We start from the raw sequence: 13,586 nt of genomic DNA, 5'->3' as shown, positions 1-13,586 counted from the left end.
GTCACCAGTGTCCCGCGCCGCCGGCCACCGGCCACACTTGACCCGTGTCCACGCCCGGGTCGTTCACCGCGGTCGTCCTCGCCGGCGGTGGCGCGGTCCGGCTCGACGGCGCCGACAAGGCCTCGCTCGAGCTGCACGGACGCACGCTCCTCACCTGGGCGCTGGACGCCGTGATCGACGCCGCCGAGGTCGTCGTCGTCGGTGACCCGGTGCCGACGCAGCGACCGGTGACCTTCACCCGCGAGGACCCGCGCGGGGGCGGCCCGGCCGCGGCCCTGCTCACCGGCAGGGACGCACTCCTCGACCCGCGCGGCACCGTCGTGGTGCTGGCCTGCGACATGCCCTTCCTCACCGCGCGCACCTTCCGGCGGCTGCGCTCCGCGATGGAGGGCCACGACGGCGCGGTGCTCGTCGGGCCGGACGGCCGACGGCAGCTGGCGATGGTGCTCGACGTCGCGCGGCTGGACGGCGTACGACCCGGGCTGGAGGAGCAGCACAACCTGGCCCTGCACCGGCTGCTCGCGCCGCTCGACCTGGCCGAGGTCGCCGCCGAGGGTCAAGAGCACCGCGACGTGGACACCTGGGCCGATGTCCGGGACCTCACCCGGTGAGGTGGGGTGGTCGAGACAAGGAACTTGCGAGACGCCGATCTGCGCGGAAGTCTGAACCCGTGAACCTCCACGACTGGATCGACGAGCTGAGCGACGTCCTCGATCTCGAGGACGTGGAGGTCGACGAGGGACTGCTGGCCGACCTCACCAAGTGCGCTGCCGAGAACGTCGAGCGACTGGCGGCGCCCGTCACTGCCTACCTCCTCGGTTATGCCGCCGCCGCCCAGGACGCCGACCCGGACGAGGTCGAGCGGCTCGCCGCCCGCGCCCAGGAGCTGGCGGAGGGCTGGGACCGTCCGGCCGACGCCCGCGACCCCGATGACGTGGACGACCCGATCCCGGACGACCGTTCCGTCGACCACACCGGCGACCTCTACATCGACGACCGGGCCGACGAGCTCGTCGACGAAGAGGTCTAGGCCCCCGTGCGGGCCGTCCTCGCCGACGGGGCGGGCGGGCCCGAGGTCCTCGCCGTGCGGGAGCTGCCGGACCCGGAGCCCGGCAGCGGCGAGGTTCTGCTCGAGGTGGCGGCCGCCGGCCTGAACCGGGCGGACCTGCTCCAGCGGCAGGGCTTCTACCCGCCGCCGCCCGGTGCGTCCGACGTGCTGGGCATGGAGTGCAGCGGGACCGTCACCGCGGTCGGCGCCGACGTCGAGGGCTGGTCCGTCGGTGACCAGGGGTGTGCGCTGCTCTCAGCCGGTGCCTACGCCACCCACGTGACGGTGCCCGCCGGGCAGCTGATGCCGGTGCCCGAGGGCGTCGACCTGGTGGCCGCCGCGGCGCTGCCCGAGGTGGCGGCCACGGTGTGGTCGAACCTGTTCATGCTGGCTGCGCTGCGGCCGGACGAGGTGCTGCTGGTGCACGGCGGCGCCGGTGGGATCGGGAGCTTCGCCATCCAGCTCGCGACCGAGCTCGGGGCGCGGGTGGTGACCACGGCCGGCACGGCGGAGAAGCGGGACTTCTGTCGCACGCTCGGTGCGGAGGTGGCGATCGACTACCACGAGGAGGACTTCGTCGAGGTGGTCGAGGAGCACACCGGCGGCGCCGGCGCCGACGTGATCCTCGACAACATGGGCGCGGCCTACCTCGAGCGCAACGTCGCGGCCCTCGCCACCGAGGGGCGGCTCGTGATCATCGGCCTGCAGGGCGGCACTCGTGGCGAGCTCGACCTCAACGTCCTCATGCGCAAGCGCGGGGCGATCATCAGCACCACCCTGCGAGCGAGGCCGCCGGAGGAGAAGGCGGCGATCTGCGCCTCGGTGGTCGAGCACGTCTGGCCGCTCGTGGCCGAGCGTCGGGTCCGCGAGATCGTGGACACCACGGTCCCGCTCGACGACGTACGCCGGGCGCACGAGCTCATGGAGTCCGGGACGCACACCGGGAAGATCCTGCTGGTCATGCGCTGAGGCCGCGAGGTGTCCCCGACATGGCGCCGGATACCGTGGCGCTATGACCGAGCAGCAGGAATCCGGGTCCCGGAAGCCGCAGGAGCGTCAGGTCGTGATCGTCGGTCCCGACGGACAGCCGCTGGGGGCGGTGCCCGAGTCGGCGCTGGTCGAGCAGGCGTCCGGCGAGGACGAGGAGCCCGAGCGGTCGATCACCGACCAGGTCGAGCAGCCGGCCAAGGTGATGCGGATCGGGAGCATGATCCGCCAGCTTCTCGAGGAGGTGAAGTCCGCCCCGCTCGACGAGGCCAGCCGCAACCGGCTCAAGGAGATCCACAAGGCCTCCGTCCACGAGCTCGAGGCCGGGCTGTCTCCAGACCTGGTCGAGGAGCTCGAGCGGCTGGCCCTGCCGTTCTCCGACGACGCGACGCCGTCCGACGCGGAGCTTCGGATCGCCCAGGCCCAACTGGTCGGCTGGCTGGAGGGGCTCTTCCACGGGATCCAGACCGCGATCTACGCCCAGCAGATGGCCGCGCGGGCGCAGTTCGAGCAGATGCGGCGCGGGCTACCGGTCGGCTCCAGCCAGCCACAGCAGCCGGCCGAGCAGCAGCCGCCTCAGCCGGGTGACTCCGGCGGGATGTACCTCTAGCCCGTCAGGGCGTACGCCGGCTGACCCCGCGCACGACCAGCAACCCGAGCAGTCCGATCAGGACCAGCGCGCCGCCGGGCGCGGCGAGCCGGGAGAACGACTGCGGCTCGCCGGCTCCCACCGGGGTGAACTGCGCCGGCTCGGGTGGCGGCTGGCTCGTGGGCTTCCCCTCGCCCAGCAGCCGCACCACCTGCGCGGTCACGGTGTCGTTGTTGACGCGGGTGCCGCTCATGCCTCCGGCCACCCAGGGTTCGCCGGTGCCGGTGACGAAGAACATGTACTCCGTGCCCACGGTCAGGGCCCCGAGGCTGCAGGCCACCTTGTTGCGGTCGGTCTGCACGGTGACCGTCTCGGTGTCGATCTTGCCCTGGTAGACGAGGTCCACCGTCACGGTGTGGTCGTAGATCGCGCCCGGCACGCCGTCGGTGCGCGCGCCGCGCTGGACGTCGTCGACGGTGCCGCTGAACACAGCCATGGCCGCCTTCGTGCTGTCCCTGACCGTCACCGGGGGACACGCGGGTGCCCGCTTGGCGGGCTTGGCGGCGTGCGCGGGCAGGCCTGCCCCGAGCACCGCGAGCGAGGTGATCGCGATCCCCACCAACGTGGTCAGGAGGCGTCGGAGCACCCGGCCATGAGAGCAGATCACAAGTCGAAGATGCCAGTCAGGGCAAGTGCCACGCCGTCCTCGTCGTTGCTCGCCGTCACGTGGTCGGCGACGGCGAGCACCTGCGGGTCGGCGTTGGCGACGGCGTACGACGTCCCCGCCCACTCGAGCAGGGCGAGGTCGTTGGGCATGTCGCCGAAGGCGACGACGTCTGCCGCGGCGATCCCGAGGCGGTCGCACACCCGGGCCAGCGCGGCGGCCTTCGTCACCCCCGCGGCGCTGATCTCGACCAGCCCCGCGGTGGACCAGGTGGGCGTGGCCGTGTCGCCGACCGCGGCGACCACGCCGGCGCGGAGCTCGGCCGGGGAGGAGCCGGGCGCCTTGACGAGGACCTTGACCGCAGGACCGGTGAGCACCTCCTCCGGTGTGCCGGACGGGCTGCCGTCCGGGACGTGGTGTGGCTCGTCGTAGGCGGGCTCCCGGGCGAAGCCCGACACCATCTCGAAGGCGAACACCGCGTTGGGGAGCTGCTCGCGGATCGCCGCGACGAGCGCGAGCCCCGCCTCGACCTCGATCCCCTCGAGCTCGTGGATCCGGGCCTCGGCGACGTCGTAGACGATCGCGCCGTTGGAGACGACTCCGATGCCGTGCCGCCCCACGACCGGCCAGAGATCGGTCATCCAGCGCAGCGGCCGGGCGGTGACGACGACGAGGGGCACCCCGGCCGCGTCCAGGCGGTCGAGTACCGCGCGGGTGCGCTCCGACAGCTCCCCGCGACTGTCGAGCAGCGTCCCGTCGAGGTCGGTGGCCACGAGCTTGGGAGTCACCGGAGCGGCCGCACCATCACCAGCTCGCCGTGCTCGTTGCTCCCGCGGAGCTCGGTGAAGCCGCACCTGGCCAGCACCCGGATGCTGGCCTGGTTGTCGGGGCTGACACTCGCGCGCAGCCGGGCGCCTGCTGTCTCGGCGGCGCGCGCCATCGCCTGCAGGGCCTCGGTGGCGTAGCCGACGCCACGGGCGTCCTCGACCAGGCCGTAGCCGACCTCGACCTCGGGGGTGCCGTCGGAGGCCGGCTCGGGTGGTCCGAAGAACCCGATGGACCCGACCACGACGTCTGCGCGGCTGATCGACCGGGGTGCCCACGGGTCGCCCTCGCGCCAGAGCGACGCCGCCAAGGTGTCTTCCTCGCGCGGAAACTGCAGGTGCCAGTCCGGACGGCGCTCGCCGGCGCGGATCGCGGCCACGTCCGCGGCCCTCCAGAGCGGCAGCCGCAGTCGCTCCGTCTCGACGACGTCCGGCAGGGCTGCCATCAGAAGTACCTCGCCAGCTCGGTGGCGGCGCCGTCGTCGCCGACCGTGCCGGTGACCGCGTCGGCGACGTCCTGGACCGGCTGGACCGCCTGTCCCATGGCCACCCCCCGGCCGGCCCACTGCAGCATCTCGATGTCGTTGCGTCCGTCGCCGATGGCCAGCACGTCGGCCGCGTCGACGCCGAGCTGCTCGGCGACGTAGGCGAGGCCGGACGCCTTGGAGACACCCACGGGGGCCAGGTCCAGCCAGGCGGTCCAGCCGACGACGTAGTCGGTCCCGTGCAGGCCGAGCTCCTTGGCGAGCGCCACGAAGTCCTCGGCCGTCGCCTCGGGGTCGCGGATGATCACCCGGCTGACCGGCGCCGAGACCAGGTCGTCGACCTCGGTGAGGATCATCTCGCCCGACAGCTCCCCGAACGGGAACTCCTTGGTGACCCGGTAGCCGACGCCGCGCTCCTCGACCGCCACCAGTGCGTTGGGGTGGCGCTCGAGGACCGCGGCCACGGCGGGGGCGGCGTCGAAGGTCTCCTCGCGGACCACCTCGAGAGGTGGGTAGCGGAAGACCACCGCACCGTTGCTGGCGACCACCCACAGCGGCTCGCCGTCGAGGTAGAGCCCCAGCCGGTCGGCCACCGTCGTCATGCCGTGGGGCGAGCGCCCGCTGGCGAGCACGATGTGACACCCGGCGTCGCGGGCGCGGCGTACGGCGTCACCGACGGCGGGCGCGATCTCCTCGTGGGTCGTGCCGGCGCCTTCGACCCACTTCAGCAATGTCCCGTCGATGTCCAGGGCGACCAGCTTGGGTGCCCAGCCGTCGCTACTCATGTACCGGCTTGAGGACCTCGATGCCGCCCATGTAGGGACGCAGCGCCTGCGGCAGCGTGACCGAGCCGTCGGCGTTCTGGTGGGTCTCGAGGATGGCCACGATCGTGCGCGTCATCGCGCAGAGCGTGCCGTTGAGCGTGGCAACCGGCCGGGTGCCGTCGGGGAACCGCCCCCTGATGTCGAGGCGGCGGCTCTGGAACTCGGTGCAGTTGGAGGTGGAGGTGAGCTCGCGGTAGCGGCCCTGGGTGGGGATCCAGGCCTCGCAGTCGAACTTGCGGGCCGCCGACAGCCCGAGGTCGCCGGCAGCCACGTCGATGACGCGATAGGCGAGGTCGAGCTTGTCGAGGAACTCCTTCTCCCACTCCAGCAGCCGCCGGTGCTCGGCGTCGGAGTCCTCGGTCGTGGTGAACACGAACATCTCCACCTTGTCGAACCAGTGCACCCGGATGATCCCGCGGGTGTCCTTGCCGTGCGAGCCGGCCTCCTTGCGGAAGCACGGGCTGAACGCGGCGTAGCGCAGCGGCAGCGCCGAGGCATCGAGGATCTCGTCGGAGTGGTAGGCCGCCATCGGCACCTCCGACGTACCGACGAGGTAGAGGTCCTCGCCCTCGATCCGGTAGACGTCGTCGGCGGCCTGGCCGAGGAAGCCGGTGCCCTCCATCGCGCGCGGTCGCACCAGGGACGGCGCGATGACCTGGGTGAAGCCGGCGTCCCGGGCCTGGTCCATGGCCAGGTTGACCAGGGCCAGCTCGAGCTGTGCGCCCACGCCGGTGAGGAAGTAGAAGCGTGAGCCCGACACCTTGGCGCCGCGCTCGATGTCGATGGCGCCGAGGATCCGGCCCAGCTCGACGTGGTCACGGGGCTCGAACCCCTCGGCGGTGAAGTCGCGCGGTGTGCCGATGGTCTCGAGCACGACGAAGTCGTCCTCACCACCGGCGGGCGCCTGGTCGTGGGCCACGTTGGGGATGGCCATCATCGCGGCCTGCCAGGCGGCCTCGGCCTCGCCCTGCGTGGCCTCGGCGGCCTTCACCTCGGCCGAGAGCGCCTTGGTGCGCTCGAGCAGCTGCTGCTTCTCCTCGCCCTGGGCCTGGGGGATCTGCTTGCTGAGGGCCTTCTGCTCCGCACGTCTGGTCTCGAAGTCCGCGATCGCCTGCCGGCGCCGCTCGTCGGCCGCCAGCGCCTCGTCGACCACTGCGTCGGACAGCCCGCGCTTGGCCTGGGCGGCGCGGACGCGGTCGGGCTGCTCTCGCAGGATGCGGGGGTCGATCATCTCGCGGCGTCCCCGCGGAGACGTGCGCCGGGTGCGCGCAGCGCCTCGTCCGGCACGGTTTCGTGGGGGTGGTTCACGATTGAAAGGCTAACGTTCGGGCTTGCGTCGCCCGCATCCAGATTCCACAGGAGGACCAGGTGCTCGACCGGTCGCGTCAGGTCCTCCTCGGGTGGGCGACGCTGTCCTTCCTGCTCTTCGCCCTGGTGACGGCCGCCGTCGTCGAGGGCTGGGGGCCGGTCGCGCGGTTCGACGAGCGGGGGTCGCCCGCCGCGAAGTGGGCCGTGGACTCCGACTGGCTGATCCATCCGCTGCGGGTCGTCGAGGTCGTCTTCGCGACGCCCGGCATGACGATCATGACCGTGGTCGTCACGCTCCTGATGCTGTTGCGCGGCCACCGCCGGGCCGCGGCCTTCACCGCCGGCGTGATGGTCGTGACCACGGCGACGTACACGCTGATCAAGGCGCTGGTCGGCCGGTCCCGGCCGGACTGGCAGCTCGATGATGCTCTGCTCTCGTCGAAGTCGTTCCCGTCCGGACACGCGTCCGCGGTCACCGCGCTGGGCGGGATCCTCATCGTCCTCGTGGTGATGCTGGTCCGGCGCGGCAGCGTGCGCCGGCTGCTCTACGTGCTGATCGGGCTGATGGTGGTGGTCGTCTGCCTCGACCGGGTGCTGCTCGGCCGGCACTTCCCCTCCGACGTCGTCGGCGGCTTCCTGCTGGGGATGGGGATGGTGGCGCTCGGGCTGGCGGTCTACAGCCCACTGCCCCGCAGCCACGCGGAGCAGCTGCCCGTGCTCCCGTCGGCGCTGCCCTCGCAGCCCAACCTGGCCGTCGTACTCAACCCCTCGAAGCTGGAGGACGTCGGCGAGTTCCGCCACATCGTGACCACGATGGCCACCGAGGCGGGCTGGCCGACACCGTCGTGGCTCTACACGACCGTCGAGGACCCCGGGACCGGTATGGCCGAGGCGGCCGCGGTGGCCGGCGCCGACCTGGTCCTCGTGTGCGGCGGCGACGGCACAGTGCGCGAGGTGTGCGCCGAGCTGGCCGGCACCGGTATCCCGATCGGCATCATCCCGGCCGGGACCGGCAACCTGCTGGCCCGCAACCTCGACATCCCGCTCTTCCTGCGCGCCGCGATCGACGTCGCGCTCACCGGGCAGGACCGGGCCATCGACATGGTGCGGGTCAGCGGCGACGCGATCCCGGACGGCACGCACTTCATGGTCATGGCCGGCATGGGCTTCGACGCGGCGATCATGGAAGGCGTCAACGAGGACATCAAGGCCAAGGTCGGCTGGATCGCCTACGTGCTCTCGGCGCTGAAGTCGCTGATGTTCCCAGCGGTGCGCGCCGAGATCTCGGTGGACGGGGGCGAGTTCACCTCGCACCGGGCCCGCACGATCGTGGTCGGCAACGTCGGCTACCTCCAGGCCGGCATGCCGCTGCTGCCCGACGCAGCCATCGACGACGGCCTGATCGACCTCGTCCTGCTGCACCCGCGGCGGTTCCTCTCGTGGATCCCGCTGGCCTTCCGGGTCCTGGCCAAGCGGCCGCGCACCGACGAGCTGGTCAACAGGATGACCGGTCGCACCATCGTCGTCCGAGCCAGTGCCGACACCCCCCGCCAGCTCGACGGCGACTCGATCGGTCCTGGCCGCGAGCTCCACATGGAGTGCATCCACGGCCGGGTGCTCGTCCGAGTCCCGCGATAGTCGCTGGCCCGGTGCCGGGATAGTCCCAGACGTTCCCAACCATCCCCACGCGGCGAGCGCGTCGGGAAGGTCTGGGACTATCCCTCGATGGACCACACGACGGTGCAGCGCTGGCTCGACCGGTACGTCGAGGCGTGGCGCAGCTATGAGCCCGGGTCGATCGGCGAGCTGTTCAGCGACGACGTCGAGTACCGCTACCACCCCTACGACGACCCGGTCGTGGGGCGCGAGGCCGTCGTGCGGTCCTGGCTCGGTGAGAGCTCCGAGCCCGGGGCCTCCACCCGCGACGCCCCGGGCACCTTCGAGGCGTCGTACGCGCCCGTCGCGGTGGACGGCGACTGGGCGGTCGCCACCGGCACCTCGTCGTACCGCGACGAGCCCGGCGGACCGTTCACGAACGTCTTCCACAACTGTTTCGTCCTCCGGTTCGACCAGGACGGTCGCTGCCGGGAGTTCACCGAGTTCTACATGCGGCAGCCGCAGTAGCCCCGCCGGGCCGACGGTGGCGGTCAGTGGCCGCCGGGTGCCTCCGGTCCTTGCTGGACGAAGTCGCGCTGGCGGATCAGGACGAAGCAGCAGGCGGCCGAGACGAACGCCACCACGATGGCGATGACGGTGATGATGTTGAGCGCGTCGACGAAGGCCGAGGAAGCGACCTGCGCCAGCTGCTCGCGTACGCCGGGAGGGGCCGCCTTGATCACGACGTCGGCCTGCCCGCCGGTCACCGCCGCGGCGATCGCGTCGGACCTGTCGGCCGCAGGTGTGCCGGCGAGGCCGTCGCGGATGCCGTCGGCGACCTGGTGGCTGAACACCGTGCCCAGCACCGCGATGCCGGTGGCGATGCCGACCTGCCGGAGCGTGGAGTTGATGCCCGAAGCCATGCCCGAGCGCTCCACCGGGACGACGCCCACCGCTGTCGAGGCCAGCGGCGTGTTGATCATGCCGATGCCGAGGCCGCTGACGATCAGGCCCGGGATCAGGTGTGTCCACGACGAGCTGACCTCGATGCCGTGGATGAGGACCAGCCCCACCCCGAGCACGACGAAGCCGGGGGCGATGAGCCACTTGGCCGGCACCACCGAGGTGAGCCGTCCCGCGATCGCCGCCGCGACGAACGCCGCACCGGACAGGAAGAGGAACCGGACGCCGGCGCCCACCGCGGAGTAGCCGAGCTGGTTCTGGACGTAGATCACCAGGTAGGTCAGCAGTGAGAAGACCGAGGCAGAGACTCCGAACGCCGCGATCAGGCCACCGGTGAACGTCGGCTTGCGGAGCAGGCCGAGGTCGAACATCGGGTGCTCCTGCACGACCTGGCTGATGAGGAAGAGCACCAGGAGCACGGCGGCGGCCACGAGGCAGAACACGACGCGACCGTCGCTCCACTCGGTCTGGCCGGCCCGGATCAGGCCGTAGACCAGGGAGCCGAGGGCGAGGCTGAAGGTGACGAAGCCGATCCAGTCCGGGCGGCCCGCCCGCGGGTCGTGCGACTCGCGGACCCGGGTGACGGCGATCGCGATGGCGAACAGGCAGATCGGGACGTTGACGAAGAAGATCCACCGCCATGAGATGCCGCTGGTGAGCACGCCGCCCAGCACCGGGCCGACGGCGACGGCCACGCCGGTCGTGGCACCGAAGGCACCGAACGCGACCCCGCGGTCGCGACCGTGGTACGCCGAGGCGATCAGCGCCAGCGCGGTGGCGAACATCGCCGCGCCGCCGATGCCCTGGAAGGCACGGGAGGCCTGGAGGAAGAAGATGTCCTGGGCCGCCCCGCAGGCGATCGAGCCGACGAGGAAGAGCGAGGTGCCGATGATGAACATCAACCGGCGGCCGTAGAGGTCGGCCAGCGACCCGGCGGTGAGCAGCAGCGCAGCGAGGCTCAGCGCGTAGGCGTCGATCACCCACTGCAGGTCGGAGAGGCTGGCGTCGAGGTCGAGCTGGATGTCGACCAGCGCGACGTTCACGATCGTGATGTCGAGCAGCAGGATGAAGACACCCAGGCAGACCGCGACCAGCGTCCACCACTTGGGGTCGCGGGCCGCCGGCGGAGCGTCGGCGGCGGTGGTCGTGGTGGCGGCGGTCGGCTCGGTCATGGAGCGTCCCTCTCCCGGCCTTTCGTCAATGGCCGAATCATCAAGAACCTAACGATTACCCTGTGTACGATACTCGCGTGCGGGAGTCCGTCAAGGACTTAATCGTCAAGGGGTGAACGTCTATTGGGCTTGGAGGAGGCCAGCGACAGCCGTGAGCTGGTGGCCGGGCTGGAGGACCAGCCGGGGCACCTGCTGTGGCGCGCCGCCGCCCGGGTGACGCTCAGCCTCGGTGCGGTCCTTCCGGCCGGGATGGACATCCACGCGTACGCCGCCCTGCTGGCCCTGGCCGGCGGCGCGCCGCGGAGCCAGCAGTCGCTGGCCGACACCATCGACGTCAGCCGCACGACCATGGCGAAGGTGGCCGCCGGGCTGGCCGAGGAGGGACTGGTCGAGCGGGTGCGCAACCCGGCGGACCGGCGCTCGTACTCCCTGACCCGGACCGCCGAGGGCGCCGCCGCGGCCCGGCACTGGCGGCGGCACGCCGAGGACCTCGAGGACGCCCTGACGCCCGGCTTCTCGCTCGCTGAGCGTGAGGAGCTGCGCCAGCTGCTGCTCGGCACGCTCGACGGCGAGCTCGCCCACGACACCCCCGAACCGCTGCTCGAGAGCCTCGGCTTCCTCATCACCCGTGCCCACCTGCGGATGCATCGCGGCTTCTCCGAGGCGCTGGCACCGCTGCAGATCGTCCCCGCGCACTTCGGCCTGCTCACCACCCTTGCCACGCTGGGCGCGGTGTCCCAGGCCGAGATCGGTCGCCGGCTCGGCATCAGCGGAGCGAGCGTCGTGCAGATGGTCGACGACCTCGAGGCCAAGGGCCTGGTCGAGCGGAGGCGGCTCGAGTGGGACCGGCGCACCCAGCTCGTGCACCCGACGCCCGCTGCCGGTGAGGTGCTCGACCGTGCCGGTCAGCTCGCCACGCAGACTCTTGCCGAGCGCCTGGGTGCGCTCGACAGCAGGCAGACCAAGCGGCTGGTCGTCCTGCTGCAGCGGTTCGTCACCGGCGAGTGAGCACCATCCGCCACAGCGGGTTGACCCGGCCCTCGGGCAGCAGCTCGTCGAGCGACTCGAGCTCGACGCCGTCACCGGCCACTGCCCCCATCTCGGCCCGCGTGAGCGTCCACGGCGGCTCCGTGGAACGCGGCTGGTCGTCGCGGCGCACGACCTGGACGACCAGGGCGGTCCCGCCCGGGGCGAGCAGCCCGCGCACGCCGGCCACGGCCTGCTCCCGCAGCGAGGGGTGCAGCGCCTGCAGGGTGAAGATCTCGACGACGAGGTCGAAGGCCCCGGCCAGGTCGGCCGAGTCCCCGGTCAGGTCGAGCAGGTTCCCCTCGCGGTAGTCGACGCTCGAGTCGGGGTAGCGCTCGCGGACCGCCGCGACCGCCGCCGGTGAGATGTCGAACGCCGTCGTCCGCCACCCGTTCCTGGCCAGGAACTCCGAGTCGGCGCCCAGCCCGCAGCCCACGACGACCGCCCGGCGCCCCTCGCCCGGCTCTGTCGCCCAGCCCGCGAGCACCGGGTTGGGGTCGGTGTGGTCCCACGGCAGCGGGACCTCTCCGCGGCCGGCGGCCGACCACAGCTCGTCGTACCAGCGCGTGGGCTCGCCCTCGGCGACCGCCCGGACGCCCAGCTCGTCGGCGAGGTCGTCCCACGCCCGCCCGCCGGTCATGGCTTCGCGGACGCCACTGCGTCCTGCTCCTCGGGAGACATCGGTTGCTCGGACCTCCAGTCGACGATGCTCTTGGCGTAGCTGCGGGCCTCGCTGCGGCCGTGGATCGCGGTCAGCACGACGCCGTTGCCGTCGTCGTCGACCAGCGCCAGCGACCACGACTGCCGGCCACCTACGTCGCCGAACGCGTCGTAGCGGACCAGCCCGAGGTGGCGCAGCGCGCCCTTGGCCTCGGCCCGCAGCGCGGCGACCTCCTGGCGCAGGCCGACGACGTCCTCGGGCACGGCGTCGACATCGCCGCGGGGCGCCGGCGTACGGCGCAGGACGACGGCCGCGATCGCCAGCGCGGCGAGGGCGACCACGAGACTGAGCACGACCAGGAAGGTCATGTCGTCCAAACTACGATGCTCCGGTGACCGAAGCCCCGCGCCGCGTCGAGAGGATCGCCTACCAGGGCGAGCCCGGCGCCAACTCCCACCAGGTGTGCCGCGAGCACTACCCGGACCTGGAGGCGGTGCCCTGCGCGTCGTTCGAGGACGTCTTCGCCGCGGTCGAGGGCGGCGAGGCCGACCTGGCGATGATCCCGATCGACAACTCGATCGCCGGGCGGGTGGCGGACATCCACCACTTCCTGCCCGACTCGGGGCTGCACATCATCGCCGAGCACTTCCTGCGGATCCGCTTCGAGCTGCTCGGGATCCCCGGGGCCAGGCTCGACCAGATCCGCACCGTGCACAGCCACGTCCACGCGCTCGGCCAGTGCCGCAAGGTCATCCGCGCCCACAACCTCACCCCGGTGATCTCCGGCGACACCGCCGGGGCCGCCCGCGAGATCGTCGAGGCCGGCGACCCCACCCAGGCGGCGATCTCGCCGCCGCTGGCCGCGGAGATCTACGGCCTCGAGGTGCTGGCCGAGGACGTCGAGGACGAGGAGCACAACACCACCCGGTTCGTGGTCCTGGGCCGAGAGCTGGTCGAGGCTGCGCCCGGCAACGGCCCCGTCGTGACGTCGTTCATCTTCAACGTCCGCAACCTGCCCGCCGCGCTCTACAAGGCGCTCGGCGGCTTCGCCACCAACGGCGTCAACATGACCAAGCTCGAGAGCTACATGGTCGGCGGGGAGTTCACCGCGACCCAGTTCCTGGCCGAGGTCGACGGCCACCCGGCCGACGTCGGCGTCGCGAACGCGCTCGAGGAGCTGAGGTTCTTCACGACCGACGTGAAGATCCTCGGCGTCTACCCCGCCGACCCGTTCCGCGAGGACCACGCCTGAAACCACCCTCGGCCTGGTGCCGGCCGACCACCCGTAGGAGTCTGCTGAACAAGGGCGTGGATGCCTGCGTCGCGAGAGTCGTGCGATGGCAAGGCGTCCGTCCCGAAGGCAGGCTGGGCGCCTTTCGAGGGGCGGCAACACAGCCAGCGTGCGGCTATCGCGGCGCAGGCGCCGCGCGATTGTTCAG

The 13,586-nt window shown here is 71.9% G+C and carries 16 protein-coding genes; 8 read left to right on the top strand and 8 right to left on the bottom strand.

Annotated features, from left to right (window positions below; translation table 11 throughout):
• Window positions 1–44 precede the first annotated feature (44 nt).
• The 4 genes from mobA to VFV89_RS07020 are packed head-to-tail and all read left to right on the top strand — an operon-like array spanning window position 45 to window position 2,645.
• Window positions 45–611: a molybdenum cofactor guanylyltransferase gene (gene mobA / locus VFV89_RS07035; RefSeq protein ID WP_329705207.1), complete on the top strand. Its 567-nt coding sequence runs from the start codon at window positions 45–47 to the stop codon at window positions 609–611.
• A gap of 59 nt (window positions 612–670) precedes the next feature.
• Window positions 671–1,030 carry a DUF6457 domain-containing protein gene (locus VFV89_RS07030; protein ID WP_329705206.1) on the top strand — a complete coding sequence of 120 codons (360 nt, stop codon included), beginning with the start codon at window positions 671–673 and terminating at the stop codon, window positions 1,028–1,030.
• A 6-nt stretch (window positions 1,031–1,036) separates the two neighbouring features.
• Window positions 1,037–2,017, top strand: a complete 981-nt coding sequence (locus tag VFV89_RS07025; RefSeq protein ID WP_329705205.1) for an NAD(P)H-quinone oxidoreductase — start codon at window positions 1,037–1,039, stop codon at window positions 2,015–2,017.
• A gap of 43 nt (window positions 2,018–2,060) precedes the next feature.
• Window positions 2,061–2,645, top strand: a complete 585-nt coding sequence (locus tag VFV89_RS07020) for a bacterial proteasome activator family protein (protein ID WP_329705204.1) — start codon at window positions 2,061–2,063, stop codon at window positions 2,643–2,645.
• 4 nt (window positions 2,646–2,649) lie between these two features.
• Here VFV89_RS07020 and VFV89_RS07015 read toward each other — a convergent pair whose 3' ends face one another.
• From VFV89_RS07015 to serS, 5 genes are read right to left on the bottom strand one after another with little or no spacing between them, the layout of a single operon-like run.
• On the bottom strand, window positions 2,650–3,270 hold the full coding sequence (locus VFV89_RS07015; RefSeq protein ID WP_329705203.1) for a hypothetical protein: 621 nt from the start codon (window positions 3,268–3,270) through the stop codon (window positions 2,650–2,652).
• A 17-nt stretch (window positions 3,271–3,287) separates the two neighbouring features.
• Window positions 3,288–4,076: a Cof-type HAD-IIB family hydrolase gene (locus tag VFV89_RS07010; RefSeq protein WP_329705202.1), complete on the bottom strand. Its 789-nt coding sequence runs from the start codon at window positions 4,074–4,076 to the stop codon at window positions 3,288–3,290.
• Complete coding sequence (locus VFV89_RS07005; RefSeq protein WP_329705201.1) at window positions 4,073–4,558, bottom strand: GNAT family protein; 486 nt, start codon at window positions 4,556–4,558, stop codon at window positions 4,073–4,075. The genes VFV89_RS07010 and VFV89_RS07005 overlap by 4 nt, the downstream gene beginning before the upstream one ends.
• Window positions 4,558–5,382, bottom strand: coding sequence for an HAD family hydrolase (locus tag VFV89_RS07000; RefSeq protein ID WP_329705200.1), 825 nt, complete (start codon window positions 5,380–5,382; stop codon window positions 4,558–4,560). Before VFV89_RS07000 ends, VFV89_RS07005 begins: the two co-directional genes overlap by 1 nt.
• Window positions 5,375–6,652 (bottom strand): serine--tRNA ligase, encoded by a 1,278-nt coding sequence (serS, locus tag VFV89_RS06995; protein WP_329705199.1) that lies wholly within the window; start codon window positions 6,650–6,652, stop codon window positions 5,375–5,377. The genes VFV89_RS07000 and serS overlap by 8 nt, the downstream gene beginning before the upstream one ends.
• 137 nt (window positions 6,653–6,789) lie before the next feature.
• Between serS and VFV89_RS06990 the strand changes: the two genes are divergently transcribed.
• Both VFV89_RS06990 and VFV89_RS06985 read left to right on the top strand, forming a co-directional pair.
• Window positions 6,790–8,367: a diacylglycerol kinase family protein gene (locus tag VFV89_RS06990; RefSeq protein WP_329705198.1), complete on the top strand. Its 1,578-nt coding sequence runs from the start codon at window positions 6,790–6,792 to the stop codon at window positions 8,365–8,367.
• An 87-nt stretch (window positions 8,368–8,454) separates the two neighbouring features.
• Entirely contained in the window at window positions 8,455–8,853 is a 399-nt protein-coding gene (locus VFV89_RS06985) for a nuclear transport factor 2 family protein (protein WP_329705197.1), read from the top strand.
• Window positions 8,854–8,876: 23 nt separating this feature from the next.
• On the opposite strand, the gene VFV89_RS06980 is transcribed toward VFV89_RS06985, so the two are convergent.
• Window positions 8,877–10,460, bottom strand: a complete 1,584-nt coding sequence (locus VFV89_RS06980) for an MFS transporter (RefSeq protein WP_329705196.1) — start codon at window positions 10,458–10,460, stop codon at window positions 8,877–8,879.
• 129 nt (window positions 10,461–10,589) lie between these two features.
• Here VFV89_RS06980 and VFV89_RS06975 point away from each other — a divergent pair, with 129 nt between their 5' ends.
• Entirely contained in the window at window positions 10,590–11,468 is an 879-nt protein-coding gene (locus VFV89_RS06975; protein ID WP_329705195.1) for a MarR family winged helix-turn-helix transcriptional regulator, read from the top strand.
• On the opposite strand, the gene VFV89_RS06970 is transcribed toward VFV89_RS06975, so the two are convergent.
• Entirely contained in the window at window positions 11,455–12,126 is a 672-nt protein-coding gene (locus VFV89_RS06970) for a class I SAM-dependent methyltransferase (protein WP_329705194.1), read from the bottom strand. The genes VFV89_RS06975 and VFV89_RS06970 overlap by 14 nt on opposite strands.
• Entirely contained in the window at window positions 12,123–12,515 is a 393-nt protein-coding gene (locus VFV89_RS06965; RefSeq protein WP_329705193.1) for a DUF4446 family protein, read from the bottom strand. The genes VFV89_RS06970 and VFV89_RS06965 overlap by 4 nt, the downstream gene beginning before the upstream one ends.
• A gap of 23 nt (window positions 12,516–12,538) precedes the next feature.
• Between VFV89_RS06965 and VFV89_RS06960 the strand changes: the two genes are divergently transcribed.
• Window positions 12,539–13,399 (top strand): prephenate dehydratase, encoded by an 861-nt coding sequence (locus VFV89_RS06960; protein ID WP_329705192.1) that lies wholly within the window; start codon window positions 12,539–12,541, stop codon window positions 13,397–13,399.
• Window positions 13,400–13,586 lie beyond the last annotated feature (187 nt).

The organism is Nocardioides sp., from assembly GCF_036274455.1.
In the GTDB taxonomy this organism is placed as follows: Bacteria; Actinomycetota; Actinomycetes; order Propionibacteriales; family Nocardioidaceae; genus Nocardioides.
This window is presented reverse-complemented; position numbering and strand designations above follow the sequence as displayed.